This is a genomic window from Halomonas sp. SL1 (assembly GCF_003030865.2).
Lineage (GTDB): Bacteria > Pseudomonadota > Gammaproteobacteria > Pseudomonadales > Halomonadaceae > Halomonas > Halomonas halophila.
On sequence record NZ_PYUQ02000016.1, the window covers coordinates 282,718 to 306,127 of the forward strand.

Consider the following 23,410-nt stretch of genomic DNA (forward strand, 5'->3'; position numbering starts at 1 on the left):
CGCCTGTCACGCGGGGTAATCTCAGAATCCGTGGGGGGCTCGGAAAAAGGTAACCGAGGTAATGCGCTGCCAAAATCTTAGCTAACCTACTGTATATAAAGAGGTTCGAACAATCGTTCAAAAGGTAACAAAAAGGTGATGCAAAGGTAATGCGTTACCTTTTTAAGAGGTCACAGAGAGAGAAATTCATACCCTTTAAAATCAGCAACTTGCAACCGCGTTACCTTTTACATTACCTCACGTTACCTTTCAGGGGTAACAAGAAAGCCACAAAGAATCAGTCGCTTACCCATTGATTCACTCCCATGTGACCGACGTTACCTTTTTCCGAGACCCCCTCACCTTCTCAGCAGCGGCAACCCTCACAGGACGCACTCCTCGGCCGCGAAATCTGCACAGATCCGCATAAACCGCCGCCTCCCTGAAACCCCTCCGAACCCGCTCAACGGCGCGGCCTGGCGCGCTGGTGCATGAGTGCATAAAAACCGGCACGTTTAGCGCGTAGGCGGGGCGGGGTGTCGACGGCGCGCCTAGAGCTTCGGTAAGCTCCATCCAAGGGATCTAATCTGACAACCCAAAAGAAAAGTCGCCCAACTGGACGACTCAGAGAGCTCAGAAATGCCGGTCAAAAAAAGGATGGCACCACATGCCAATTGAGATCCAGACAGCATTAATAGGATTATTAGGCTCAACAGTTGGTGCATTAATAGGCTCAGGAGTAATTGGATACCTCCTAAACATAAAAAAAGAAAAATCTGAAGCTGACAAAAAAACATACTTTTTCGTAAAGTCGATGGTCACTAACAACGACATGACTCATCTCAAAGAAGCTGACTTCTATGACGGCGTCCCAAAGAAAATCGTCGAGAATGTCTACGATATAAACTACTGGTCAGAAACCCCAGGATATTTCAAATTCCACAACAAAAAACTCAACCAGCAAATGGACAAGCTATTAGAAGCTGCCAAGAAATTCGCCGAAGAAGTTCCTAACAAGACATTGCCCGAAGGCCCTAGAGAAACTCAAATAATTACCACAATGACTGAAAGAGCTAGGAGCGACCACAGCTTAAGAGAAAGGCATAGACGAGAAAGTGATGAGCTAGTAGGTGTTGCAGAAGCCGTATACCTGGCTGTTAACAATCTTGACAACGATGCCATAAAAGAGCTGCGTATTTCTCCCGCTGAAATACAAAAAATTGCAGCAGCAGAAAAATAGCCGCCCGAGTGGGCGGCCTGCTGCTGGTGTCGGTTGTGGCTGGTGAGTGAGCGGACTAGCGCCGGGTCGGGTCGAGGCCGGTGCCCTCACCGCCGCTCAGCGAGTAGGGGTCGAACTGCACGATCTCCTCGCCGGCCCACTCGTTGATCTCCCGCATGGTGGCCTGGAGGGGCTCAAGCTCGTTCGCCACGAAGACCCGGGCGGCCTTCTCGACGTCGCCGAATCCGCCGGTGTTCTGGGGGATGATGCCCATCATCTGGGGCGGGATGCGGTGGCCGGCGAGCTGATCGTCCCGGGTGATGTTCTTGATGTTCCAGAAGTCGTCCTTGGCCGCCACCTCGCTCACCGGGATCACCTGTACCCCGTCCTTCTTGCCGTTGGGCGAGTAGAGGAAGAGGTTGCGGAAGTTGCCGGGGCCCTTCGAATCCTTGAGCGCCTGGCGCATGGCGTCGATGTCCTTCTGGTCGTGGGCCGGGTCGTTCACGTACATGATGAAGCCGGCGTGGCTGCCGTTGAGGTAGTAGCGCCGGCGGAACAGCGTGGCCGACTCGTTGAGCCAGGCCGACTGCAGGCTGCCGATGTAGTCCGGCACGCCGTAGATGCCCTGGTCGATGTCCGGCTCGAGCAGGTGCACCACCCTGCCCCGCGGCAGCTCGGTGCGCTCCAGATAGTTCGGGGCCCACCAGTAGCGATCATTGAGCCCGCGTCGCACGTACTTGGCGCCAAGGTGACGAAACGGCAGCCGACGGCCCAGCCGGCCCCGCACCTCCTCGAGGTAGCCGTTGCCGAACACCAGGTAGTCCAGGGCCAGCGCCGAGAACGCCCGGCGACCCAGCAGCGGGTGCGGCTTGAAGGTACGCAGCAGGATGTTCCGCTTCACCTGGAGCGCCGAGCCGTGGTGCGCCGTGGCCCGGTAGGACTTGGCCAGGATCTCCAGCGGCACCGGCGGCTCGTACCACTCATCCCCCGACAGATAGATCCCCTCGTAGAAGGCATCGCGCATGCTGGTGACCGGCTCTGGGTCGCCGAAGCTGAACGCCTGGGCCTGCGGCGACGTGGACAAAGCCGGCGATTCGGTTGACGGACTGCCGCCATCGATTGACGAGTAGGCCGGAACGCGGACGCGGGGTTTCTCGGTGGCGGTCATTCGTACATCTCCATGAGTGACTGGCCGGCCCCCTCGGCGGGGCCGTCGATCGGTTCGTGGCTGAGGGCGTGCATGGCGGCCCAGGCCAGGTCGGCGTGGCCGGTGGCCTGGCTGCGCCCGCTGGTGTAGGTGTACTGGCGCCCGGAGGCGGTGAGCTCGCGCTTGATGGCCATGAACGACTGCGCCATGTCGCTCCAGCCGGCATCGAACTCGAGGCGGCTCTTGCGCATGATCTGCTGGGCCTGCATGACCAGCCGGCCCTTCACCGCCGGGTCATAGCGGAAGCGGGTCAGCGTCGGGAACCACTTCTCGACATGCTCGGCCACCGCCTCGCCCAGGCCGCTGACGTCGATGCCGATGTGCTCGATGCGGTACTTGTCCTGGAACGAGCGGATGAACGCCGCCTGGGCCGCGTAGTCCTCGCCCTTGAGGCGATGGCGCTCCAGGATGCGGTGTTTCTCGTCAGCGGTGCGCGCCGGCAGCACCACCACCAGGCCCGCGCCGTCGCCGTCCTCGCCGGTGCCGGTTGGGTCGTAGCCGATCCACACCCCGCGGTCGCCCACCGGGCGCGGCGCATAGGGCCGGTAGTCGTCCCAGACCTCCCAGGCGTCGACCATGCACGGGTGCACCAGGGTCAGAGGGAAGGCCGACTGGCTGTCGTCGACGAACTGGCACATCAGCAGGTTCGCGTACTCGTCGGGGCTGTATTCCAGCTTGAGCTGCTCGAGGTCGAACAGGTCGCAGCCGCCGGCGATCGCATCCTCAACCGTGACGATCTGCCGCCAGTGGCCGTCCGGGCACAGCGCCCCGCCGGAAAGCGCCGCGTGGCTGACGTCGAACTCCTGCCGGTCGGCCTTCTTGCGCCGCTTGTTGAACATCTCGCCGCTCCAGAACGGGTAGGCCTCGTGGCCCAGGCTCGAGGGCGTCGAGAAGTACGTCTGGCGCCACTTCTTATGCATCGCCATGCCCGACGTGACCTTGCGGAACTCCTGGAAGCGGTGAATCCAGAAGTACTCATCCAGGTAGACGTCGCCGTGATAGCCCTGGGCCGTCTTCGCGTTGGTGCCCAGAAAGTGCAGCTCGGCGCCGTTGTCGAGCACGATCGGATCGCCCTTGAGGTCGACGTCACAGACCTCCTTCACGAACTGGACGATGTAGTTGCGGAAGATGTGGGCCTGCGCCTTGCTCGCCGAGAGGAAGATCTTGTTCCGGCCATGCTCGAAGGCGTCGACGATTGCCTCGCGGGCGAAGAAGAAGGTGGCGCCGATCTGCCGCGACTTGAGGATGTTGCGGATGCGGTGCTTCTGCCCGGCCTCGTACCAGTCCAGCTGGTACCGGAAGGAGGTCTCCAGGAACGCCGCCTTGAGCTGCTCGATCTGTGCCTCGTCTAGGGCGTTGCGGCGGGGCTTCTTCTTCTCGCCGGCGTTGCGCCGCTCGATGTTCGGGTTGAGGTCGCCCTCCTTGCCCGTCTCCTGGTACCGATGCACTCGGGCCAGCCGCTCGATCTGCCGGCCGAGCAGGTCGATCTCCTTGAAGTCGCGCCCCTCCTTGGCCTCCTTGCCGATCAGCTGCACCAGGCGCGCCTCGAGCGCCCCCTCAACGCGCTCGGTGGGCGTGGCTTCCTCCCAGCCGTCGCGCTCTTTCCAGCTGTGAAGGGTCGGTGCCTTGATGTCGAGGAACTCGGCGATACGCGCGACCCGCCAGCCCTGCCAGTAGAGATGGCGGGCCGCCAGGCGCGGCGATTCGAGGGTATCGGGGGCTGGTGTCGTCATGCGGCCAGCCTACCCGCGCGCCCGTGGGTGCGAAGGCGCGGCCATTTGTGGGAGAGGCGCGGCACAACCGCCGGTGATTGAGGCAATCACGCGGGGCGCGGAACCTGACGCCATCGCCCGACCGCAACCCAGCGAGGCCACCATGCCCAAGTTCCGCGTCGCCACCGAAGGCGCCACCACCGATGGCCGCACGATCACACGCCAGTGGATCGAGCAGATGGCCAAGAACTACGACCCCGCCAAGTACGGCGCCCGCGTGTGGATGGAGCACATGCGCGGCCTGTTCGCCGACGGTCCCTTCCCTGCCTTGGGCGACGTCACCGCCGTGGAATCTCGCGAGGTCGAGGAAGGCAAGCTTGGTCTGTTCGTGGAACTCGCCCCCACCGACAAGCTCAAGCAGATCAACGAGCAGCGCCAGAAGGTATACACCTCGATCGAGGTGGACCCGGAGTTCTCCGACACCGGCGAAGCCTATCTGGTCGGCCTGGCGGTCACCGACACCCCGGCCAGCCTCGGCACCGACATGCTGCAGTTCAGTGCCCATCAGGGCGACGCCTCGCCGCTCGCCGCCCGCAAGCAGACCCCGCACAACGTCTTCACCGCCGCCGTGGAGACCCAGCTGGACTTCACCGCGCCGACGCCGGAACCCGAGAAGGGCGCCGGCTTGCTCGACACCGTGAAGGCCCTGTTCAAGCGCCACGACGCCAAGACCGACCAAGGCTTCGCTGCCTTCCGTGCCGACCTCGAGCAGACCCTCGAGCTGTTCGTGCAGAAGCACCAGGCGCTGGCTGACGACATCAAAGGCCGCCCCGACGCCTCCGCCTTCAACGAGCTGAAGAGCGCCCACGAGGCCACCAAGCAACGCCTCGACGAGCTCTACACCAAGCTCGACCACACCCCCGACACCCCGGAACGTCCGCCCGCCCTGGGCGAACACGCCGGCGCTGAACTCACCGACTGCTGAGGACACCCGATCCCATGCGCAACGATACCCGCCTTGCCTTCAACAACTTCGCCGAGCGCGTCGCCCAGCTGTCGGGTGTGCCCAGCGCCGGCGAGTCCTTCGCCGTCGACCCCAGCGTCCAACAGACGCTGGAGACCAAGATGCAGGAGACCAGCGCCTTCCTGGCCAGCATCAACATCATCGGTGTCGACGAGCTCAAGGGCGAGAAGCTCGGCCTCGGCCTGTCCGGCCCGATCGCCGGGCGCACCGACACCACGGCCAACGACCGCACCCCGCGCGATCTGAGCACCCTGGACGCCAACGGCTACGAGTGCCGCTCCACCGAGTTCGACACCTACCTGCCCTGGAGCAAGCTGGACGCCTGGGCCAAGTTCCGCGACTTCCAGGCTCGGGTGCGCAACATGATCATCCGCCAGCAGGCACTGGACCGGATCATGATCGGCTTCAATGGCACCAGTGCCGCCGTCGCGACCGATCGCGGCACCAACCCGCTGCTCCAGGACGTCAACATCGGCTGGCTACAGCAGTACCGCGACAACGCCGCCGCCCGCGTCATGACCGGTGGCGCCACCGCCGGCGAGGTGCGCGTCGGCCCCGGCGGCGACTACGCCAACCTCGACGCTCTGGTCTACGACGTGGTCAACGAGATGATCGACCCCTGGCATCGCGAGTCCACCGACCTGCGCGCGATCACCGGCCGCGAGCTGCTTGCCGACAAGTACTTCCCGCTGCTCCAGGAGCACGCCGGCACGCCCACCGAGGCCCGCGCGCTGGACATGCTGATCAGCCAGAAGCGCATGGGCGGCCAGCAGGCGGCCCGGGTGCCCTTCATGCCCGCCGGCAGCCTGCTGATCACCCCGCCGGAGAACCTCTCCATCTACTGGCAGCGCGGCAGCCGCCGCCGCTACCTCAAGGACGAGCCCAAGCGTAAGCGCGTGGAGAACTACGAGTCATCCAACGACGCCTACGTGGTCGAGGACTTCGGCGCCGGTTGCCTGGTGGAAAACATCATCTTCGGCGACTGGAGCGTATAAGGAGAGCCAGATGCAGAGTCCCGCCCGCAAGCACTACCAGCGCGTCTCCGCCGCCCAGGCGGCGGGGACCGCCGATCCCGGCCGCCCCCAGACCGGCGAGCAGTACGAGCTGCACGCCGCCGCGCTGTGGGAGGCCCGGCGCACCCTCAAGGGCATCAAGTCCACCGAGCAGAAGGTCGCCAAGAAGCGCGAGCTTCTGCCGGAGTTCGACGCCTACGTCGCCGGCGTGCTCGAGGCCGGTACCGGCGCCCAGGACGACGTCGTGATGACCGTCATGATCTGGCGGCTCGACGTCGGCGATCTCGCCGGCGCGCTGGCCATCGCCGAGTACGCCCTGCGCCACGGCCTGGACGCCCCCGACCGCTTCGAGCGCGACACCCCAGCGATCGTCGCCGAGCAGCTCGCCGAGGAGGCCATCCGGCAGCTGGAGGCACCGCACGCCGATACCGACGAAGGCCGCGCCGCCGCCGCCAATGCCGCCGCCGAACTGGCCATGCACCTGAGCCGCGCCGAGGCTCTGACCCACGACGCCGACATGCACGACCCGGTGCGCGCGAAGCTGCACAAGGCGCTCGGCTACGCCCAGCGCGCCCGCGGCGGCCACGCCGCCGAGGCCCTGGAGCACCTGCGCCGCGCCCTGGCGCTGAACGACCGCGTCGGGGTGAAGAAGGACATCGAGAAGCTCGAACGCGAGCTCAAGAACGCCGGCCAGGGCACTGCCCAGAACAGCAGCGCCCAGGCCTGACACCGAGTCGCACGCCGACGCCAAGGGGGCACCGGGCGAGAGCGGGCCACGCCCGGCTCGACACCCGGTCCACCCCCTTCCTATTCCGACCTGAGCGAGAGCCGCCGCCATGTCCCTGATCGCCGCCGGTACCGGCACCGCCCCCGCCGACCCCGAGACGCTGGAGAACAACGGCTTCTGGCCGGCCATCACCCCGGCGGACTTCCGTGAGGCCACCCGGCTGGACGGCACCGTCACCGCGCCCCGGCTGGTCCAGGCGCTGCAGGTGGCCATGGCCGACATCAACCGCCAGCTCGCCGACTGGCAGGCCGAGCAGCAGGACGACAGCGCCGCCACTCTGGGCGACGTCACCGCTCCGGTCTGGGCGCTGCCCGATCACTACGCCCTGCTCTACCGCCGCGCCGTCTACGCCACCGCCCACGCCAGTCTGCTCGAGCGCTACCGCGACGTCTCCGCGACGAATGAGGGCGACGAGCGCGGCGAGGCCAAGGACGAGTCCGCCGATGACCTGCGGCGCGACGCTCGCTGGGCCGTGGCCGAGATCGAGGGCCGCGACCACACCACCGTGGAGCTGATCTGAGATGCCCGACGTGCGCGCCCACCAGGGCGAGACCCTCGACGCGCTCTGCCAACGGGTGCTCGGCCGCACCGCCGGTGTCACCGAGCATGCCCTCGCGCTAAATCCGGGCCTGGCCGACCTCGGCCCGGTGCTGCCCCACGGCACCCTCGTCACCCTGCCCGACGAACAGGCCGCCGAGCCGGCCGTCGCCGACACCATCCAGCTCTGGACCTAGAGGACCCCATGGCCCAATCCGACACCGTCTCGAACAGCCGATCGATCTTCGAGCGGCACCTGCAAACCGGCATCCAGCTGCTGCTGGTCGCCCTGCTCGGCTGGGCCGGTCTCAAACTCGTCACTTTGGGCGAGAACACCGCCGTGCTGCGCGAGCGGCTGACCTACCAGAGCGAGCAGCTCGCCAGCCTGCGCCGCGAGCTGCGCAACTGGAGCGACCTCTACTACCGCAAGGGTGACGCCGCTCGCGAGCTGGGCGACATCAAATCCGACATCGCGAGCCTCGAGGCCCGCGTCACTGACCTGGAGAACGGCTCATGATGCAACGCTCACCCGCCCTGGGCCACGGCGATACCGGCTATCACGTCGAGTCCCTGCAGCGCGCACTGGTCCAGGCCGGTCATGCCATCGAGGTGGATGGCTGGTTCGGCGACGAGACCGAGGCCGCGGTGCGCGCCGTCCAGCGCGAGCACGGCCTGGTGATCGACGGCCTGGCCGGGCCGAAGACTCGCGAGGCCCTCGGCGGCCGCCCCGATCCCCGCCGACTGCGCCAGATTGACCTAGTGCACGCCGCCGAGCGCCTAGGCGTCGAGCTCGCCGCGGTGATGGCGGTCAACGAGGTGGAGAGCCGCGGCAGCGGCCTCTATATTGGCGGGCCGCGCGGCGGGCAGCCGGTGATCCTGTTCGAGCGGCACATCATGCGCCGCCGGCTGATCCATCACGGCGTCGCCCCCATGCCCTATCAGCAGCGCCGGCCCGACCTGGTCAACGACAAGCCCGGCGGCTACGTCGGCGGTCCCCGAGAGCACGCCCGCCTTGAGGCCGCCGCCACGCTGGATGCGAGCGCCGCCACCGACCACGGCGCGATAGAAGCGGCCAGCTGGGGGCTGTTCCAGATTATGGGGATGCACTGGCAGCGCCTGGGCTACGACTCGGCCAACGCCTGGCGTGAGGCCATGGCCACCAGCGAGGGCGACCAGCTCGAGGCGTTCGTGCGCTTCATCGAAGCCGACCAGGGCCTGCTCGTCGCCCTGCGCCGCCACGACTGGCGCGAGTTCGCCCGCCGCTACAACGGCCCCGCCTTCGAGCGCAACGACTACGACACCAAGCTCGCCGCCGCCTACCGGCGGCACACCCGCCAGCTGGAGATCGCCGCATGAAGCTGATCCAGAGCATCCTCGGCACCGTCGCCGGCCCGGTGATGGAGATCATCGACCAGGCCATCACCGACAAGGACCAGGCCAACCGGCTCAAGGCCGAACTGCGCCGCCGCCTGATCGACCAGCAAGACGCCGCCCTCCAGGCGCGCATGAAGGTCATCCTGGCCGAGGCGACCGGCGAGTCCTGGCTCCAGCGCAACTGGCGCCCGCTGCTGATGACCGTGATCGTGGCCATCGTCGCCAACAACTATCTCCTAGCGCCCTACCTCGGCGCCATGTTCGGCGTCGGCCTTCAGCTCGAGCTGCCCGAGCAGCTCTGGAACCTGATGACCCTGGGCGTAGGCGGCTACATCGCCGGGCGCTCCGGCGAGAAGATCGCCGGCACCCTGCGCGGCCGCCGCGGGCGGCTGATGGATGAGGTCGACGCCCAATGAACAAGCTCCAGTCCCTGCGCGCCCACCTGCTGGACGCCGTGCCCGAGCTGAAGCGCGGCCCCGAGCGGCTGCTGACCTTCGTCCAGGATGGCAGCATCCGTTTCCACCGGGGCCAGCATCTCAGCCACGAGTACCGCATGGACGCCCAGCTGGTGGTCACCGACTACGGCGGCAGCCTCGACACCCTGATGATCCCGCTACTGCAGTGGCTGTCCCACTACGAGCCGGACCTCGATCCCGACGACGGCGTGCGCTTCGAGGCCGAGCTGCTCAGCAATCAGGCGTATGATCTGGCCATCACCGTGCGCCTGACCGAGCGCGTGGTCGCGCTGGTGGACTGTGACACCGGCACCATCACCAGCGAGCACCGTCTGCCGGGGTACCCGATCGAGGCCTGCCCGGCCACCAGCTGGAAGCTCTACGCCAAGGGGCCGGGAGAGGACGACCACGCACTCGAAAGCGAGTGGGAGTCGCCCTGATGGCCGACGACCTCCAGGCCCTTGAGGACTGGGTCACGCCCATGCTGGCCCAGCTCGACCGCAAGGCGCGGCGCACCCTGGCCCGCAAGGTCGCCCAGGACCTGCGCCGCGCCCAGCGCGAGCGCATCAAGGCCCAGCAGAACCCCGACGGCACGCCCTACGCGCCGCGCAAGCCGCAGCACCGCGCCCAGCAGGGCGCCATCCGCCGGCGCACCATGTTCACTAAGATCCGCACCGCCAAGTACCTCAAGGCCCGCGGCACCGCCGAGGGCGCCGAGGTCGGCTTCGTCGGCCGCGTCGCCCATATCGCCCGGGTGCACCAGAAGGGCCTGCGCGCCCGAGTCGATCGCGACGGCCCGCGGGTCAGCTATCCCGAGCGGCGCCTGCTCGGCCTCAGTGACGCCGATCACCAGCTGATCCAGGACTCGGTGCTGCGCCACCTCACCGCCGACTGAGCCGTTTTTGTGCCCCCGCCCTCGCACAATCGCCACCGCTAGAGCCCCGGGCCTCGCCGCGCAACCATCGCGGCATGAGCCAACACCCCCTGCAAAGCGCCGCCGAGCTGCTGCGCCTGATTCATAACCTGATTCGCCTCGGCACCATCGCCGAGGTAGATCACGGGGTCGTGGGCGAGCGTCCACCGCGCGTTCGCGTGAAGGCCGGCGAGCTGCTGACCGCCTGGCGGCCCTGGATCGAGTGCCGCGCCGGCACCACCCGCGACTGGAATCCGCCCAGCGTGGGCGAGCAGGCGGTGCTGTTTTCCCCCGGCGGCGATCCCGCCGGGGCCGTGGTGCTAGTCGGGCTGTTCTCCGACGCCCACCCCGCCCCGGCCGACCTGTCCGACCTCTGCCGCCGCCTGTTCCCGGACGGCGGCCTGTTCGAGTACGACCACGAGAACAGCATGCTACGCATCAAGCTGCCCGGCTCCATCGAGATCGAGGCCCCGGGCGGCACTTCCTGGAAGGGCAACATCGACCACCAGGGCGACATGGCCCGCGCCGGAAGCTACGCCCAGAACGGCGGCACGCTGACCCACAACGACGTGAACGTCGGCCACGACCACCCGCACACCGGCGTCGTGCCCGGCAGCGGCCAGAGCGGAGGCCCCGTCCAATGAACGGTATGAACGCCCCGGGAATGAATGCAGAGAACGGCCGCTCCCTGGAACGCCTCGAGCACATCCAGCAGAGCGTGCGCGACATCCTCACCACGCCGATCGGCACCCGCGTCATGCGCCGAGAGTACGGCAGCCTGTTGCCAGAGCTGATCGACCGGCCGCTCTCCGACGCCCTGCTGCTCCAGGCCTACGCCGCCACCGTGATGGCGCTGCTGCGCTGGGAGCCGCGCCTGCGCGTCGCCGCCGTGCATCGCAGCGTCAGCACCACCCAGCCCGGCCGGGCCACGCTCGAGATTCAGGGCCAGACCACTGACGGCCAGGCCATCAGCGTGGAGGCCCCGATCGCATGACCGGCACCATCGACCTGTCCCAGCTACCCGCGCCCGACGTCGTCGAGTCCCTCGACTACGAGACCATGCTCGCCGAGCGCAAGTCCGCGCTGCTCGATCGGGTCGGCGAGAGCCGGCGCGCCGAGGTCGAGACCACCCTCGAACTCGAGAGCGAGCCGCTGACCATCCTGCTGGAAGAGAACGCCTATCGGGAGCTGGTCTGGCGGCAGCGGGTCAACGAGGCCGCCCGCGCGGTGATGATCGCCCACGCCGCCGACGAGGATCTCGACCACCTCGTCGCCAACTTCGAGGTCGAGCGGCTGACGATCGACCCGGGCGACCCGGGCGCCACGCCGCCGGTGCCGCCCACCTATGAGAGCAACACCGACCTGCGCCTGCGCGCCCAGCGGGCGTTCGAGGGGCTCAGCGTCGCCGGCCCGCGCGCCGCCTACGAGTTCCACGCCCTCAGTGCCGACGGCCGCGTCGCCGACGCCACGGCCACCAGCCCGGCCCCGGCCGAGGCCCTGGTCACCCTGCTCAGCACCGAGGGCGACGGCACCGCCAGCCAGGAACTGATCGACGTCGTCGACGCCGCGCTCTCCGCCGAGACCGTGCGCCCGGTGGGCGACCGCCTCACCGTGCAGTCGGCGGAGATCATCGACTACAGCGTCGACGCCACCCTCTACGTCTACCCGGGCCCCGAGCAGGAGCCGATCCTCGCCGCGGCCCGGGCCGCGCTGACGTCCTATGTCACCGCCCAGCGCCGCATCGGCCGCGACATCCGCATCTCGGCCATCCATGCCGCCCTGCACGTCGAGGGTGTGCAGCGCGTCGAGCTGGCCGCGCCGGCCGCCGACGTCGTTCTGGACGACACCCAGGCCGCCCACTGCACCGGCACCACGGTGACGATCGGAGGCAGCGATGCCTGATAGCCGCACGCCCCTGTTGCCGCCCAACGCCTCGCCCCTTGAGCGCGCCGCCGCCGAGGCCCTGGCCGAGATCCAGCGCGTGCCGGTACCGCTGCGCGACCTGTGGCGGCCGGCGACCTGCCCGGCCCATCTGCTGCCCTACCTCGCCTGGGCCTTCAGCATCGACCGCTGGGACCCGTGCTGGAGCGAGGCCGCCAAGCGCGACGTCATCGCCTCGGCGTTCTACGTCCACCAGCGCAAGGGCACCATCTCGGCGCTGCGCCGCGTGGTCGAACCGCTGGGCTACCTGCTCGAGGTGGTGGAGTGGTGGGAGACGAGCCCGGAAGGCGTGCCCGGCACCTTCGCCCTGCGCATCGGCGTGCTAGACACCGGCATCACCGAGGCCATGTACACCGAGCTCGAGCGGCTGATCGACGACGCCAAGCCGGTCACCCGCCACGTCAGCGGCCTGGACCTCGCCGGCGAAAGCCGCGGCACCGCCTACGTGGCCACCGCCGCCTATGACGGCGACGTCACCTCAGTCATGCCCTTCGTCGCCGAGGAAACCGAGGTCGCCGGGCTCATGTACCTGGGCGCCGCCACCGACAGCACCGACACCGCCACCGTCTACCCGCTCTGATAGCGAGAGGAGCCCCATATGCCCCAGTTCTATACGCTGCTCACCGACACTGGCCAGGCCAAGCTCGCCAACGCCGTGGCCCTGGGCGGCACCATCGAGATTACCGAGCTGGCCGTCGGCGACGGCAGCGGCAGCCTGCCCACCCCGGACAGCAGCGCCGAGGCCCTGGTCAACGAGGTGCGCCGCGCGCCGATCAACGCCAGCCAGACCGACCCCGACAATCCCTCCTGGATCGTTGTCGAGCAGGTGCTCCCGCCCGACGTCGGCGGCTGGACGATCCGCGAGATCGGCATCTATGACGTCGACGGCGACCTGATCGGCATCGGCAATTACCCCGAGACCTACAAGCCGGTGCTCGCCGAGGGCAGCTCGCGCACACAGACCGTCAGGTTCGTGCTCGAGGTTAGCGATACCGCAGCGGTGACGCTCAAGGTAGACCCAAGCGTAGTGCTGGCGACGCGGGAGTACTCAGATGCTGGCGACAAGGCGATGCTAGCTGCGATCGAGCAGGCTATCGGTGGCGCTGGCTACCAGTTCGCCAACTTCGACGCCGAACGGATTTACACCACCGGCGAGGTGGTACGCGGCAGTGACGGCCAGTTCTACGAGTTCTACGACCGCGACCAGGCCGGCACCGTCCAGGGCGTCGACCCAACCGATGGCGCGAACCGCCCACATATCTGGATGGTGTGGGACGGCGTACGCCCCGGCACTGTCATCGAGTGGCGCTCGGAAGTATTGCCCGAGGGCTATATCGAAAACGACGGCTGGCAGGACGCACCGCGCCAGGACTACCGCCGTATCTTTGCGGCCTGGGGTACAACCCATGGTGCTGGGGACGGTAGTACAACGTTCGGCATCCCCCAGGATCGCGGCGAGTTCAAGCGAGGATTAGATCGTGGGCGTGGCGTTGATCCGGGCCGAGGGCTAGCTGAGCATCAAATGGATGCATTTCAGGCACACGATCACTTGCAAGGCGAACGCTGGGATGAGGGTAGTGGAAGCTCTTCGGAGGTAGATGCTGTGAGAGCACTATTTGAATATGGCATCTATCTCTCACAGCCTGCCCCACCAAACAAGGAAACCGCGATAGGGGGAGCAGCGGGCAACATCTCGAGCTCTGGATACGTACAAGGCTACACATCGATGTCAGGCAACTCTGAAACCCGCTCCCGCAACAACGCCGTCATTTATTTGACCAAGATCTGAGGAAGTCGCCGTGCGAATCTACGACATTAACCCCACCGACAGCATCGTTATAAATCCAAAGGGCCGAGAGGCGCCCCTCGATCCCATGCGCCGCGAGCCACGCATCCCCGCCGGTGCTACAAGCAGCGAGCCACCGGCCACCGGCAAGCGCGAGGCCGCCCGCTGGTCGGGACAAGCCTGGGAGATCGTGTCGGACTGGCGTGGCCATGTCTACTGGCTCGCCGATGGCAGTCGTCACGAGATCACCGAACTCGGCGTCGAACCACCGGCCGATGGCCTGGACGAGCAGCCTCCCGCTTCCCTCGACACTCTCGCCGCCCGCCAGCGCGCCGCGATCGCCGCCGCCCTAGCCGATGCTCTCGCCGCCGGCATGGCCTACACCATGCCCGACGGCACCGAGGAAACGGTGCAGATGCTAGCCGAGGATCGGCAGAACCTGCTCGGCCTAGCCATCGAGGCCCGCGACCTCAAGGCCGCCGACGAGACCGGCGCAGTCCAAGAGTTCCGTGGCCTCTCGAACACCCGCTACCCGATGACGCCAGACGAGACCATCGCCCTCACCGACGCGGCCTTGGGCCATTACAAGGTGCTCAAAGCCCGCAGCTGGGACCGCAAGGACGCCATCACCCAGGCGTTCAAGGCAGGTGACCGGGAAGGGATCGAAGCGGTGGTGTGGTAAAAGATCGCACCCTAGCTACCCTCATACCCAATCAACCCAAATTTGTAAGTAAGCAAGGCCAAGGCCTTGCTTCACAAGGCACTCTTGACCCACTCATCCATATATGAAGACGCCATCCTGCCGTACTTCATTGAGCCGACCTCATTCAGATGATGGCTATCAAAATAAATAAGCTCACCTCCACTTAAGGGAGCATCCTTAAAAAGATCAAGTGACGAAAAGTCTAAAAAATCAGCGTTATCATACTGACTAACCAAACGCTCTATTATTCCATTAGCAGAATCAAGTTCATTAACCACCCCCACATCCCTTGAAAGGCCCAGCCCATTGAAACGCCGCACGCGCTGTACATCTCCTTCCAACATCGGAACTTGAGACAACACCAGCAACGGCATATCAGAAGACTTCATCTCTTCAAAAAAATCCCGAAGGGCGCTCATAAATATTTCACTAGGAGTATGATAAACCCACATCCCTGCAAGAATAACCCCATCAACATGGCTAATCCGCTTTTTGATCTCCGCAATCTGCTCACGACAGGGCTCATGCGCAAAATCACTGATGCGTGCAACATCAAACCCTTCAATCGGAACACAGCTACTCGCGGTAACCACTTCAAAACGAACACCAATCTCCCTGCCTACAAAATTAGCGAAATAGTTTAGTTGTGCGGCATGACTATCCCCCATAAGCAAAATCGTTTTATCCGCATTACTCGCTCCACGAACACAGCTTTCCAGGACCTTACCATGGCAAATATCGTCTTTAGGTGCATAACGGGTATACTCTTTTGACAAAGGATCAATAATTTTTGAATTCAGCGATCCTGAAATACCTAAAGAAATCAAAACAAAGAGCACTAAGGTCGCATATCGTAGCAAATTGCCAAGTCTAAAATAACTAGTTCGGAAAGGCACCTCTACGAAGCGATATGAAAGGTAAGACAAGGTTAAGGTAAGCAGCAAAACCAAGGCTATCAATTCACCCGACAGTTGATAACTTTCAAAGAAGTATCTGAACGCTGCAAGAATCGGCCAATGCCATAGATAGAGCGAGTAGGACAAGGCTCCGACCCAGACCAATGAATCCCTAGAAAGAAATTCATTGCAGTTGCTATTGCGTGCAGCGATTATCATGGCCACACCAATGCAGGCCGGCAAAGCGAGAAGTCCAGGAAAGGGCATCTCCTCTGTGATTAACCCAAAGCTCCCCAGAACCATTGCCAAGCCTAAAAAGGCCGTCATATTACTTCTACCTCGCGACCAAGTCTCTCCCAGCCCACTCAGAGCAAGCAGACTACCCACTAGAAACTCAGGGATACGAGCACTCAGGGAAAAGTAGACAGCTTCGTTTTGGCCAGCGGCTAACTGAAAAGCCGAATATCCAAGGAGCAACACTGAAACAAAAAACAATACCCAGGGCAGAAATTCTCTTCTAACCACTACCAAAATCACCGGAAGAAGAAGATAAAACTGCATCTCAACTGCCAGAGACCAAGTATGAAGCAATGGGAGCTCGTACGATTCAGGAGAAAAATAACCCTCACTTCCTGAAAAATAGTTATTACTACTAAAATACAGCGCCGAACTAAGACTCTCTTTAAATCTTTGAAAATCGCTTGGAATCAGAAGAACAGCCATCACTACAGATGTGACAGCAAGTACTAGAACATACGCTGGTACAATCCGTCGCACACGTGCGACATAAAAGGAAACGAAGGAAAAGCGACGCTGCTCCCGCTTGTGGAGCACGATACTGGTAATTAGATAGCCTGAAATAACAAGAAAAACGTCAACACCAATGAATCCCCCTGGCAGCCAGCCGCTATCAACGTGAAAAACGATGACTGATAGCACGGCAAGTGCTCGCAGTCCCTGAATATCATTCCTTTGCGGTTTCTGCGAGACCATTATCGGTTTAGCTCCATTCGTATTCAGCGGTCGAGTTGACATTGATGATTTTCAGCCGCCGGGCATCTTACCTCAAAATTCTTTCACTCCCCAGTTATCAGCTTCTTGTCCAGACACCTAACGAATACCCCGCCACCCGGCGGGCGTTTTTGTGCCATCACCACCCCACAATCCCCACCGCTCGCCCCTCCTTCGCTCCCGCGCAAGCATGACCCGGACCGTCATGCTCACCTGTGCAGGAGCTCCCCATGCCCCAGGACTACCACCACGGCGTGCGCGTCGTGGAGATCAACGAAGGCACCCGGCCGATCCGCACCGTCGCCACGGCGGTGATCGGCCTGGTGGCCACCGCCCCCGATGCCGCGGCGGCCGTCGCCGCCTCGCTGCTCAAGGAATCCGCCGCCGCCGAGAGCGGCGTCACCTACACCGCGGCCACCGCCGGTACCACCGGCAACGCCATCCGCGTGCGCTATGTCGACCCGGGCAGCGCCTCGGCCACGCTGGCCGTCACCGTTAGCGGTCAGGACATCACCGTCACCCTCGCCACCGATACCGAGGGCGCGATCACCAGCACCGCGGCCGAGGTGGCCACCGCCGTGAACGGCGAGGCCAACGCCAGCGCCCTGGTCACCGCCGCCGAGGAAGGCGCCGGGACCGGCGTGGTCGCCGCGTCCGGCTTCGCCAACCTTACCGGCGGCGAGGATGAGCCGTTCCCGCTGAATACGCCGGTACTGATCACCGATCCGCTCGGTGCACAGGGCGACGCCGGCGACACCGGCACCCTGGCCCGCTCGCTGGACGCCATCGCCGACCAGGTGAAGACTCTGGTGGTCGTGGTGCGCGTGGCCGAGGGCGCCGACGACGCCGAGACCAAGACCAACGTCATCGGCGGCGTCGACGAGAACAGCAAGCGCCTTGGCGTGCAGGCCCTGCTGGCCGCCGAGGCCCGCCTGGGCGTGAAGCCGCGCATCCTCGGCGTACCGGAGCTGGACGACGCCGACGTCACCAGCGAGCTGATCGGTGTGGCCCAGAAGCTGCGGGCGTTCGTCTACGCCTCCGCCGGCGACAGCACCACCAAGGAAGAGGCGGCCATGTACCGCCAGAACTTCGGCGCCCGCGAAGTGATGGTGATCTGGCCCGACTGGACCGGCTGGGACACCGCCATCAGCGCCACCCGCCAGCTCTCCGCCGTGGCCCGGGCCCTGGGCCTGCGCGCCAAGGCCGACCAGACGATCGGCTGGCACAAGACGCTCTCCAACATGCCGGTCAACGGCGTCACCGGCATCAGTCAGGACGTGTTCTGGGACCTCCAGGACCCGAACACCGACGCCGGCTACCTCAACAGCCACGAGATCACCACCCTCATCAACCGCGGCGGCTTCCGTTTCTGGGGCTCGCGCACCTGCAGCGTCGATCCGCTGTTCGCCTTCGAGAACTACACACGCACCGCCCAGGTGATCGCCGACACCATCGCCGAGGCCCATCTCTGGGCCGTGGACAAGCCGATGCACCCCTCGCTGGTGAAGGACATCGTCGAGGGCATCAACGCCAAATTCCGCGAGTGGAAACGTCTGGGCTACCTCATCGACGGCGTGGCCTGGTTCGACGCCGAGATCAACACCCCCGAGGTGCTCAAGGCCGGCAAGCTTTACATCGACTACGACTACACGCCGGTGCCGCCGCTCGAGAACTTGATGCTCCAGCAGCGCATCACCGACCGCTACCTGGTCGAGTTCGCCGACCGCGTCGCCGCCGCCTGAGCCCGATAGGAGAACGAGATGGCACTCCCCAAGATCCTCAAGGACTTCAACCTGTTCGGCGACGGCAACGACTGGCAGGGACAGATCCAGTCCATCACGCCGCCCGAGCTCGCCCGCCGCATGGTCGAGTACGAGGGCGGCGGCATGGACGGCCCCATCGAGGTCGACATGGGCAACCAGCTCCAGGAGATGACCTGGACGCCCGGCGGCCTGATCGTCGACGGCCTGTTCGACACCTACGGCTCGCCGATCCACGACGCCGCCCAGCTGCGCTTCACCGGCAGCTACGAGAGCGACGAGACCGGCCAGGTCGTGCCCGTCGAGATCGTCGTGCGCGGCCGCCACAAGACCATCGGCATGGGCGAGGCCCAGAAGGGCGACAACTCCCCCGGCGAGGTCACCACCACGCTCAGCTACTACAAGCTCACCGTCGACGGCGAGGAGATCATCGAGATGGACAAGCCCGGCATGGTGTTCCGTGTCCGCGGCGAAGACCGCCTCGCCGATCGCCGCACCGCGCTGGGTCTCTAAAAACAGGCCTCTGATCACCATCCCCTCACCAATCACTACACCGCCGCCCTGCCGGGGCGGCCCAAGACACGCACCGGAGCCTGATCCATGACCGACAAGACCACCACCCCCGCCGAGCTGCCCAAGGTCGTCACCGAGACCGTCGAGCTCGACTCCCCCATCCAGCGCGGCAGCCAGACCGTCACCGAGTTGCAGATCCGCAAGCCCAAGAGCGGCGCCCTGCGCGGCGTGGCCCTCACCGACGTGCTGCAGATGCAGGTAGACGCCCTCACCAAGGTGCTGCCGCGCATCACCGAGCCGGCACTGGCCGAGGCCGAGATCCGCGACATGGACCCGGCCGACCTGGTCCAGTGCGGCGGCGTGGTGAGCGGTTTTTTGCTGCCGGCGAAGGCCAAGGCCGGCGAGCAGTAACCCTCCCCGAGCACGTCGACGACGCCATGGCGGACCTCGCCATGGTGTTCCACTGGGGCCCGGCCGAGATGGACCCCATGGAGCTCGAGGAACTGATGGATTGGCGCGAGCGGGCCCGCCGTCGCGCCGAGCCGCCCAAGAAGTCCCGCTGACCGTATCCAAGACAGGAAGGAACGCTGATGGCCCGCGACCTCAAGCTGCAAGTCGTCCTGGACGCCGTGGACCGGGCCACGCGGCCCCTCAAGCAGATCACCCAGGGCAGCGGCCGGACGGCCGAGGCCCTGAAAGCCAGCCGCGAGCAGCTCAAGACCCTGGAGCGCGCCCAGCGCGACCTGCGCGGCTTCCGCGACCTCAAGCGTCAGAGCGAGAGCAGCAGCCGCGCCCTCGAGGAGCAGCAGCAAGAGATCCGCGAGCTCTCCCGCCAGATGAACCACGCCGAGGGCGACACCAGGGCCCTGGGCCGCCAGCGCGACAAGGCCGTGCGCCAGGCCCAGCGCCTCAAGGAGCAGTACCAGCAGGAGCAACGCCAGCTGGACTACCTGCGCCGCAACATGACCCGCGTCGAGGGTGTGACCGGCAGCCACGCCGATCAGCAGCGCGAACTCACCCGGCGCATTCGCGAGGCCAACGGCCAGCTCGAGGCCCAGCAACGGCAGCTGCGCGAAACGGCGCAGCGGCAGCGCCAGGCCGCCGACGCCGCCAAGCGTTACCAGCGCGCCGCCGGCCGCGCCTCCAGCATCGCCGGCAACGGAGCAGCCGGTGCCGCCGCCGGTGGCGTGGCCCTCACCGCCATGACCCACCAGGCCTTCGGCAACCAGATGAGCGGCGCACGGCTGGCCGCGCAGTTCGGCGAAGGCGACCAGGAGGCGACGCGCTACCGCGACGTGATCACCGAGGTCTATCGCGGCGGCCGCGGCGAAGGGCTCGACCAGGTCACCCAGGCCGTCGGCGCCATCGGGGCGTCGTTCGGCTCGCTGGAAGACGTCTCGAACGAGACGCTGTCCTCGATCACCCGCCAGGCGCTCACGCTCTCCGATGTGTTCGGCATCGACATCACCGAGGCCGCGCAGACCGCCGACATCATGGTGCAGAACGGCCTGGCCGATAACGCCAGCGCCGCGTTCGACCTGATCGGCCGCAGCTTCCAGCAGGTGCCCGAGCAGATGCGCCAGGAGCTGCCCGAGATCCTCCACGAGTACAGCACCAACTTCCGCGCCCTCGGCTTCGACGGCCAGGAGGCCATGGGCCTGCTGGTGGCCGCCGCCGAGCAGGGCAAGTTCGCGCTCGACAAGACCGGCGACTCTCTTAAGGAGTTCACCATCCGCGGCTCGGACATGAGCAAGGCCAGCCGCGAGGCCTACGAGGCCGTCGGGCTGGACGCCCAGACCATGGCCGACGCCATCGCCAGCGGCGGCGACCAAGCGCGCCAGGCCATGCACACCACCGCCCGGGCCATCCTCGACATCGAGGACCCGGCGCGGCGCGCCAACACCGCCATCGCGCTGTTCGGCACGCCCATCGAAGATCTCTCCGTCGACCAGATCCCGAAGTTCCTCCAGGCGCTGACCGGCGCCCAGGGCGGGCTGGGCGACGTGACCGGCGCAGTCGACGACATGGCCACCACCCTGGACGACAACGCCGGCAAGGCATTGCAGCGCGTGCAGCGGGTCCTCGCCGGCGAGTTCATGGGCGTGCTGGATCAGGTCGACGACGACATCATCGCCATCGCCCGCGCGGTGACCGGCTGGATCGACGCGAACCCCGAGCTGGCCCGCACCCTGGTCAAGGTCTCCGCCGGCCTGGCCGCCCTGGTCGCCGTGGGCGGCGGCTTCATGGTGCTGCTCGGTTCGGTGCTCGGCCCCATCGCCCTGGTCAACTACGTCCTGACCCTGCTGTCGCTCAACCCAGTGAGCCTGACCATCATGGGCATCGTCGCCGCCGTGGCCGCGCTGGCCGTCGGGGCCACGCTCATCTACCGCAACTGGGATGGCATCAGCGCCTGGTTCGGCGAACGATGGGCCGACATCAAGGCCGCCTTCGCGGGTGGCATCGGCAGCGTCATGCGGCTGCTGCTGGACTGGTCGCCCATCGGGCTGATCTGGCGCGGCGTCACCGCCGGCCTCGAGGCCCTGGGCGTCGAGATCCCGGAGAAGTTCGGCTCACTCGGCAGCGCGATGATCGACGGCATGATCGACGGCCTCACCGGCAAGCTCGGCGAGCTGCGCGACCGGGTCACCGGCATGGCCGGCAACGTGCGCGACTGGTTCGCCAACAAGCTCGACATCAACTCCCCCTCACGCGTGTTCGCCCAGCTCGGCGGCCACACCGTCGACGGCCTGAATGCCGGCCTCGATGCCCAGCGCGACGAGCCCGCCCGCCGCGTGGGCGAGATCGCCCGGCGCGTGCGCCAGGCCGGCGCCGGCCTGGCCATCGGCACCGCCAGCCTGCCCGCCGTGGCCGACGTGCCCATCGACAACCGCCCGCCGCTCCAGGCCGCCGGGGGTGGTGGCGACGTGCACATCACCATCGAGGGCGGCATCAACGTCCATGCCGCCCCGGGAATGGACGAGCAGGCGCTGGCCCGGATGGTCGATGCTCGGGTCCGCCGGGCCCTGGAAGACGCCAGCCGCGAGGCCGCCGCCCGTCGGCGCTCGTCCTTCTACGACATCGACTGAACCCCTCGCCCACCAGGAGCCCTGCCCATGATGATGACGTTCGGCATGTTCGTGTTCGGCCTGAGCACCGCCGCTTACCAGGAGTTGCAGCGCCAGACCGCCTGGCGGCACCAGAGCCAGGGCCGCATCGGCCGGCGGCCGGCCCGCCAGTTCCTTGGCCCGGGCGAGGACACCATTACCCTCACCGGCACCCTGCTGCCACAGTTCACCGGCGGCCAGCAGAACCTCGATCAGCTGCGCCAGATGGCCAACCAGGGCGCCGCCTGGCCGCTGATCGAAGGCTCGGGCACCTACTACGGCCTCTACGTCATCGTCTCGCTCAACGAGCGGAAGTCCGACTTCTTCCGCGACGGCGCCGCCCAGCAGATCGAGTTCGACCTCAAGCTCGAGCGCATCGACGAGGACGACAGCGCGCAGCTGGCCAGCACCGCTGCCATGCGCGCCCTGGCCACCGGACTGAACGGGGCCCTGGCATGAACCTGCTCAGAGAGCCGGGCCGCGCCGCCCTCACGCCGGACTACCGCCTCACCCTGATGGGCCAGCGCATCAGCCCCCAGGTCGGCGCCCGCCTGCAGCGCCTGCGCCTCACCGATCGACGCGGCCTCGAGGCCGACCAGCTCGACCTCACCCTGGAGGACCACGACGGCCGCCTCGCCCTGCCGCCTCGCGGCGCCGAGCTCCACCTGGCCATGGGCTGGCGGGGCCAGCCGCTGGTGGACCGCGGCACCTACATCGTCGACGAGGTTGAGCATTCCGGCGCGCCGGACATGATCACCATCCGCGCCCGCTCGGCCGACATGCGCCAGGGCCTGCCCGGCAAGCGCACCCAGAGCTGGGACGCCATCACCCTAGGCGAGATCATCACCACCATCGCCGGCCGCCACAGCCTGGAGCCGAAGACCGGTCAGCACCTCCAGGGTATCTACCTTGAGCACATCGACCAGACCGAGGAATCGGACCTTCACTTCCTTACCCGCCTGGCCGAGCGCTTCGATGCCATCGCCACCGTGAAGGCCGGGCGGCTGCTGTTCATCCCCGAGGGCACCGGCACCACCGCCGGCGGCACCGAGATCCCGCCGATCCGCCTGACCCGCCAGGCCGGCGACCAGCACCGCTACAGTGTCACCGACCGCGACGCCTACACCGGCGTCGTCGCCCAGTGGCACGACCCGGCCAACGCCGAGCCCCGCGAAGTCGTCACCGGCAGCGACGACGAGCCCAAGCGCCTGCGCCCTACCTACGCCAGCGAGAACGACGCCCTCGCCGCGGCCCAGAGCGAATGGCAGCGCCTGAAGCGCGGCGGCGCCTCGTTCACGCTTGACCTCGCCGAAGGGCGCCCCGAGCTCTATCCCGAAACCCCGGTCACCCTCAGCGGCTGGAAGCGCGAGATCGACGCCACCGCCTGGCTGATTACCGAGATCAGCCACGAGCTCAGCGACCGCGCGCTGACCAGCTCGGTGGAGATGGAGGTGAGGGAAACCCAATAGCATGGGG

27 protein-coding genes are annotated in these 23,410 nt (G+C 66.0%); 24 read left to right on the forward strand and 3 right to left on the reverse strand.

Translation table 11 applies throughout. The features are described from left to right. Positions 1 to 646: 646 nt before the first annotated feature. On the forward strand, positions 647 to 1,219 hold the full coding sequence (locus C9J49_RS16995; RefSeq protein WP_146612994.1) for a hypothetical protein: 573 nt from the start codon (positions 647 to 649) through the stop codon (positions 1,217 to 1,219). 55 nt (positions 1,220 to 1,274) lie between these two features. Here the strand turns inward: C9J49_RS16995 and C9J49_RS11490 are convergent, their stop codons facing one another. Continuing rightward, entirely contained in the window at positions 1,275 to 2,282 is a 1,008-nt protein-coding gene (locus tag C9J49_RS11490) for a phage portal protein (protein ID WP_258394044.1), read from the reverse strand. Positions 2,283 to 2,362: 80 nt separating this feature from the next. Next, on the reverse strand, positions 2,363 to 4,138 hold the full coding sequence (locus C9J49_RS11495) for a terminase large subunit domain-containing protein (protein ID WP_107180806.1): 1,776 nt from the start codon (positions 4,136 to 4,138) through the stop codon (positions 2,363 to 2,365). Positions 4,139 to 4,280: 142 nt separating this feature from the next. On the opposite strand from C9J49_RS11495, the gene C9J49_RS11500 reads away from it, so the two are divergent. The 16 genes from C9J49_RS11500 to C9J49_RS11575 all read left to right on the forward strand — a co-directional run bounded on the left by C9J49_RS11500 (position 4,281) and on the right by C9J49_RS11575 (position 14,629). Then, the gene (locus C9J49_RS11500; RefSeq protein WP_107180807.1) at positions 4,281 to 5,102 is read left to right on the forward strand and encodes a GPO family capsid scaffolding protein; all 822 of its coding nucleotides are present in this window, start codon (positions 4,281 to 4,283) and stop codon (positions 5,100 to 5,102) included. A 14-nt stretch (positions 5,103 to 5,116) separates the two neighbouring features. Next, positions 5,117 to 6,136, forward strand: a complete 1,020-nt coding sequence (locus tag C9J49_RS11505; protein ID WP_107180808.1) for a phage major capsid protein, P2 family — start codon at positions 5,117 to 5,119, stop codon at positions 6,134 to 6,136. A gap of 10 nt (positions 6,137 to 6,146) precedes the next feature. Further along, a complete protein-coding gene (gene gpM / locus C9J49_RS11510) occupies positions 6,147 to 6,881 on the forward strand; it encodes a phage terminase small subunit (protein ID WP_107180809.1) in 735 nt (244 codons plus the stop codon). Between the two features lie 109 nt (positions 6,882 to 6,990). Next, positions 6,991 to 7,461 (forward strand): head completion/stabilization protein, encoded by a 471-nt coding sequence (locus C9J49_RS11515; protein ID WP_107180810.1) that lies wholly within the window; start codon positions 6,991 to 6,993, stop codon positions 7,459 to 7,461. Position 7,462: 1 nt separating this feature from the next. Then, a complete protein-coding gene (locus C9J49_RS11520; protein WP_107180811.1) occupies positions 7,463 to 7,675 on the forward strand; it encodes a tail protein X in 213 nt (70 codons plus the stop codon). An 8-nt stretch (positions 7,676 to 7,683) separates the two neighbouring features. Further along, positions 7,684 to 7,995: a hypothetical protein gene (locus tag C9J49_RS11525; protein ID WP_107180812.1), complete on the forward strand. Its 312-nt coding sequence runs from the start codon at positions 7,684 to 7,686 to the stop codon at positions 7,993 to 7,995. Continuing rightward, positions 7,992 to 8,834 carry an N-acetylmuramidase family protein gene (locus tag C9J49_RS11530; RefSeq protein ID WP_220084869.1) on the forward strand — a complete coding sequence of 281 codons (843 nt, stop codon included), beginning with the start codon at positions 7,992 to 7,994 and terminating at the stop codon, positions 8,832 to 8,834. The genes C9J49_RS11525 and C9J49_RS11530 overlap by 4 nt, the downstream gene beginning before the upstream one ends. Beyond that, the gene (locus tag C9J49_RS11535) at positions 8,831 to 9,268 is read left to right on the forward strand and encodes a 3TM-type holin (protein ID WP_107180813.1); all 438 of its coding nucleotides are present in this window, start codon (positions 8,831 to 8,833) and stop codon (positions 9,266 to 9,268) included. The genes C9J49_RS11530 and C9J49_RS11535 overlap by 4 nt, the downstream gene beginning before the upstream one ends. After that, positions 9,265 to 9,747: a phage tail protein gene (locus C9J49_RS11540; protein ID WP_107180814.1), complete on the forward strand. Its 483-nt coding sequence runs from the start codon at positions 9,265 to 9,267 to the stop codon at positions 9,745 to 9,747. The genes C9J49_RS11535 and C9J49_RS11540 overlap by 4 nt, the downstream gene beginning before the upstream one ends. Next, complete coding sequence (locus C9J49_RS11545; protein WP_107180815.1) at positions 9,747 to 10,202, forward strand: phage virion morphogenesis protein; 456 nt, start codon at positions 9,747 to 9,749, stop codon at positions 10,200 to 10,202. Before C9J49_RS11540 ends, C9J49_RS11545 begins: the two co-directional genes overlap by 1 nt. A gap of 74 nt (positions 10,203 to 10,276) precedes the next feature. Next, positions 10,277 to 10,864, forward strand: coding sequence for a phage baseplate assembly protein V (locus C9J49_RS11550; protein ID WP_107180816.1), 588 nt, complete (start codon positions 10,277 to 10,279; stop codon positions 10,862 to 10,864). A gap of 20 nt (positions 10,865 to 10,884) precedes the next feature. Next, on the forward strand, positions 10,885 to 11,214 hold the full coding sequence (locus C9J49_RS11555; RefSeq protein ID WP_258394045.1) for a GPW/gp25 family protein: 330 nt from the start codon (positions 10,885 to 10,887) through the stop codon (positions 11,212 to 11,214). Next, entirely contained in the window at positions 11,211 to 12,122 is a 912-nt protein-coding gene (locus tag C9J49_RS11560; RefSeq protein ID WP_107180818.1) for a baseplate J/gp47 family protein, read from the forward strand. The genes C9J49_RS11555 and C9J49_RS11560 overlap by 4 nt, the downstream gene beginning before the upstream one ends. Further along, the gene (locus C9J49_RS11565) at positions 12,115 to 12,741 is read left to right on the forward strand and encodes a phage tail protein I (protein ID WP_107180819.1); all 627 of its coding nucleotides are present in this window, start codon (positions 12,115 to 12,117) and stop codon (positions 12,739 to 12,741) included. The genes C9J49_RS11560 and C9J49_RS11565 overlap by 8 nt, the downstream gene beginning before the upstream one ends. Positions 12,742 to 12,759: 18 nt before the next feature. Continuing rightward, positions 12,760 to 13,950 carry a phage tail protein gene (locus C9J49_RS11570; protein WP_107180820.1) on the forward strand — a complete coding sequence of 397 codons (1,191 nt, stop codon included), beginning with the start codon at positions 12,760 to 12,762 and terminating at the stop codon, positions 13,948 to 13,950. A gap of 10 nt (positions 13,951 to 13,960) precedes the next feature. Next, complete coding sequence (locus C9J49_RS11575) at positions 13,961 to 14,629, forward strand: DUF4376 domain-containing protein (RefSeq protein ID WP_146612995.1); 669 nt, start codon at positions 13,961 to 13,963, stop codon at positions 14,627 to 14,629. Between the two features lie 71 nt (positions 14,630 to 14,700). On the opposite strand, the gene C9J49_RS11580 is transcribed toward C9J49_RS11575, so the two are convergent. Then, entirely contained in the window at positions 14,701 to 16,539 is a 1,839-nt protein-coding gene (locus C9J49_RS11580; RefSeq protein ID WP_181454293.1) for an acyltransferase family protein, read from the reverse strand. A 584-nt stretch (positions 16,540 to 17,123) separates the two neighbouring features. Between C9J49_RS11580 and C9J49_RS11590 the strand changes: the two genes are divergently transcribed. From C9J49_RS11590 to C9J49_RS11620, 7 genes are all read left to right on the forward strand, one after another. Next, entirely contained in the window at positions 17,124 to 18,299 is a 1,176-nt protein-coding gene (locus C9J49_RS11590) for a phage tail sheath protein (protein ID WP_375700491.1), read from the forward strand. 18 nt (positions 18,300 to 18,317) lie between these two features. Beyond that, positions 18,318 to 18,830, forward strand: coding sequence for a phage major tail tube protein (locus C9J49_RS11595; RefSeq protein WP_107180823.1), 513 nt, complete (start codon positions 18,318 to 18,320; stop codon positions 18,828 to 18,830). Between the two features lie 87 nt (positions 18,831 to 18,917). Continuing rightward, positions 18,918 to 19,241, forward strand: a complete 324-nt coding sequence (locus C9J49_RS11600; RefSeq protein WP_107180824.1) for a phage tail assembly protein — start codon at positions 18,918 to 18,920, stop codon at positions 19,239 to 19,241. 26 nt (positions 19,242 to 19,267) lie between these two features. After that, positions 19,268 to 19,393 carry a GpE family phage tail protein gene (locus C9J49_RS11605; protein ID WP_089852392.1) on the forward strand — a complete coding sequence of 42 codons (126 nt, stop codon included), beginning with the start codon at positions 19,268 to 19,270 and terminating at the stop codon, positions 19,391 to 19,393. A 27-nt stretch (positions 19,394 to 19,420) separates the two neighbouring features. After that, a complete protein-coding gene (locus tag C9J49_RS11610) occupies positions 19,421 to 21,916 on the forward strand; it encodes a phage tail tape measure protein (RefSeq protein WP_107180825.1) in 2,496 nt (831 codons plus the stop codon). 27 nt (positions 21,917 to 21,943) lie between these two features. After that, positions 21,944 to 22,393, forward strand: coding sequence for a phage tail protein (locus C9J49_RS11615; RefSeq protein WP_107180826.1), 450 nt, complete (start codon positions 21,944 to 21,946; stop codon positions 22,391 to 22,393). Beyond that, complete coding sequence (locus tag C9J49_RS11620; RefSeq protein ID WP_107180827.1) at positions 22,390 to 23,403, forward strand: phage late control D family protein; 1,014 nt, start codon at positions 22,390 to 22,392, stop codon at positions 23,401 to 23,403. Before C9J49_RS11615 ends, C9J49_RS11620 begins: the two co-directional genes overlap by 4 nt. Positions 23,404 to 23,410 lie beyond the last annotated feature (7 nt).

Bases quoted from the DNA above. Each gene is read 5' to 3' on its own strand.
- C9J49_RS11550 (WP_107180816.1), top strand. From the start codon at position 10,277: ATGAGCCAACACCCCCTGCAAAGCGCCGCCGAGCTGCTGCGCCTGATT.
- C9J49_RS11540 (WP_107180814.1), top strand. From the start codon at position 9,265: ATGAACAAGCTCCAGTCCCTGCGCGCCCACCTGCTGGACGCCGTGCCC.
- C9J49_RS11555 (WP_258394045.1), top strand. From the start codon at position 10,885: ATGAATGCAGAGAACGGCCGCTCCCTGGAACGCCTCGAGCACATCCAG.
- C9J49_RS11545 (WP_107180815.1), top strand. From the start codon at position 9,747: ATGGCCGACGACCTCCAGGCCCTTGAGGACTGGGTCACGCCCATGCTG.
- C9J49_RS11560 (WP_107180818.1), top strand. From the start codon at position 11,211: ATGACCGGCACCATCGACCTGTCCCAGCTACCCGCGCCCGACGTCGTC.
- C9J49_RS11530 (WP_220084869.1), top strand. From the start codon at position 7,992: ATGATGCAACGCTCACCCGCCCTGGGCCACGGCGATACCGGCTATCAC.
- C9J49_RS11525 (WP_107180812.1), top strand. From the start codon at position 7,684: ATGGCCCAATCCGACACCGTCTCGAACAGCCGATCGATCTTCGAGCGG.
- C9J49_RS11610 (WP_107180825.1), top strand. From the start codon at position 19,421: ATGGCCCGCGACCTCAAGCTGCAAGTCGTCCTGGACGCCGTGGACCGG.
- gpM (WP_107180809.1), top strand. From the start codon at position 6,147: ATGCAGAGTCCCGCCCGCAAGCACTACCAGCGCGTCTCCGCCGCCCAG.
- C9J49_RS11515 (WP_107180810.1), top strand. From the start codon at position 6,991: ATGTCCCTGATCGCCGCCGGTACCGGCACCGCCCCCGCCGACCCCGAG.
- C9J49_RS11615 (WP_107180826.1), top strand. From the start codon at position 21,944: ATGATGATGACGTTCGGCATGTTCGTGTTCGGCCTGAGCACCGCCGCT.
- C9J49_RS11520 (WP_107180811.1), top strand. From the start codon at position 7,463: ATGCCCGACGTGCGCGCCCACCAGGGCGAGACCCTCGACGCGCTCTGC.
- C9J49_RS11505 (WP_107180808.1), top strand. From the start codon at position 5,117: ATGCGCAACGATACCCGCCTTGCCTTCAACAACTTCGCCGAGCGCGTC.
- C9J49_RS11500 (WP_107180807.1), top strand. From the start codon at position 4,281: ATGCCCAAGTTCCGCGTCGCCACCGAAGGCGCCACCACCGATGGCCGC.
- C9J49_RS11535 (WP_107180813.1), top strand. From the start codon at position 8,831: ATGAAGCTGATCCAGAGCATCCTCGGCACCGTCGCCGGCCCGGTGATG.
- C9J49_RS11570 (WP_107180820.1), top strand. From the start codon at position 12,760: ATGCCCCAGTTCTATACGCTGCTCACCGACACTGGCCAGGCCAAGCTC.
- C9J49_RS11620 (WP_107180827.1), top strand. From the start codon at position 22,390: ATGAACCTGCTCAGAGAGCCGGGCCGCGCCGCCCTCACGCCGGACTAC.
- C9J49_RS11595 (WP_107180823.1), top strand. From the start codon at position 18,318: ATGGCACTCCCCAAGATCCTCAAGGACTTCAACCTGTTCGGCGACGGC.
- C9J49_RS11600 (WP_107180824.1), top strand. From the start codon at position 18,918: ATGACCGACAAGACCACCACCCCCGCCGAGCTGCCCAAGGTCGTCACC.
- C9J49_RS16995 (WP_146612994.1), top strand. From the start codon at position 647: ATGCCAATTGAGATCCAGACAGCATTAATAGGATTATTAGGCTCAACA.
- C9J49_RS11565 (WP_107180819.1), top strand. From the start codon at position 12,115: ATGCCTGATAGCCGCACGCCCCTGTTGCCGCCCAACGCCTCGCCCCTT.
- C9J49_RS11605 (WP_089852392.1), top strand. From the start codon at position 19,268: ATGGCGGACCTCGCCATGGTGTTCCACTGGGGCCCGGCCGAGATGGAC.
- C9J49_RS11580 (WP_181454293.1), bottom strand. From the start codon at position 16,539: ATGGTCTCGCAGAAACCGCAAAGGAATGATATTCAGGGACTGCGAGCA.
- C9J49_RS11495 (WP_107180806.1), bottom strand. From the start codon at position 4,138: ATGACGACACCAGCCCCCGATACCCTCGAATCGCCGCGCCTGGCGGCC.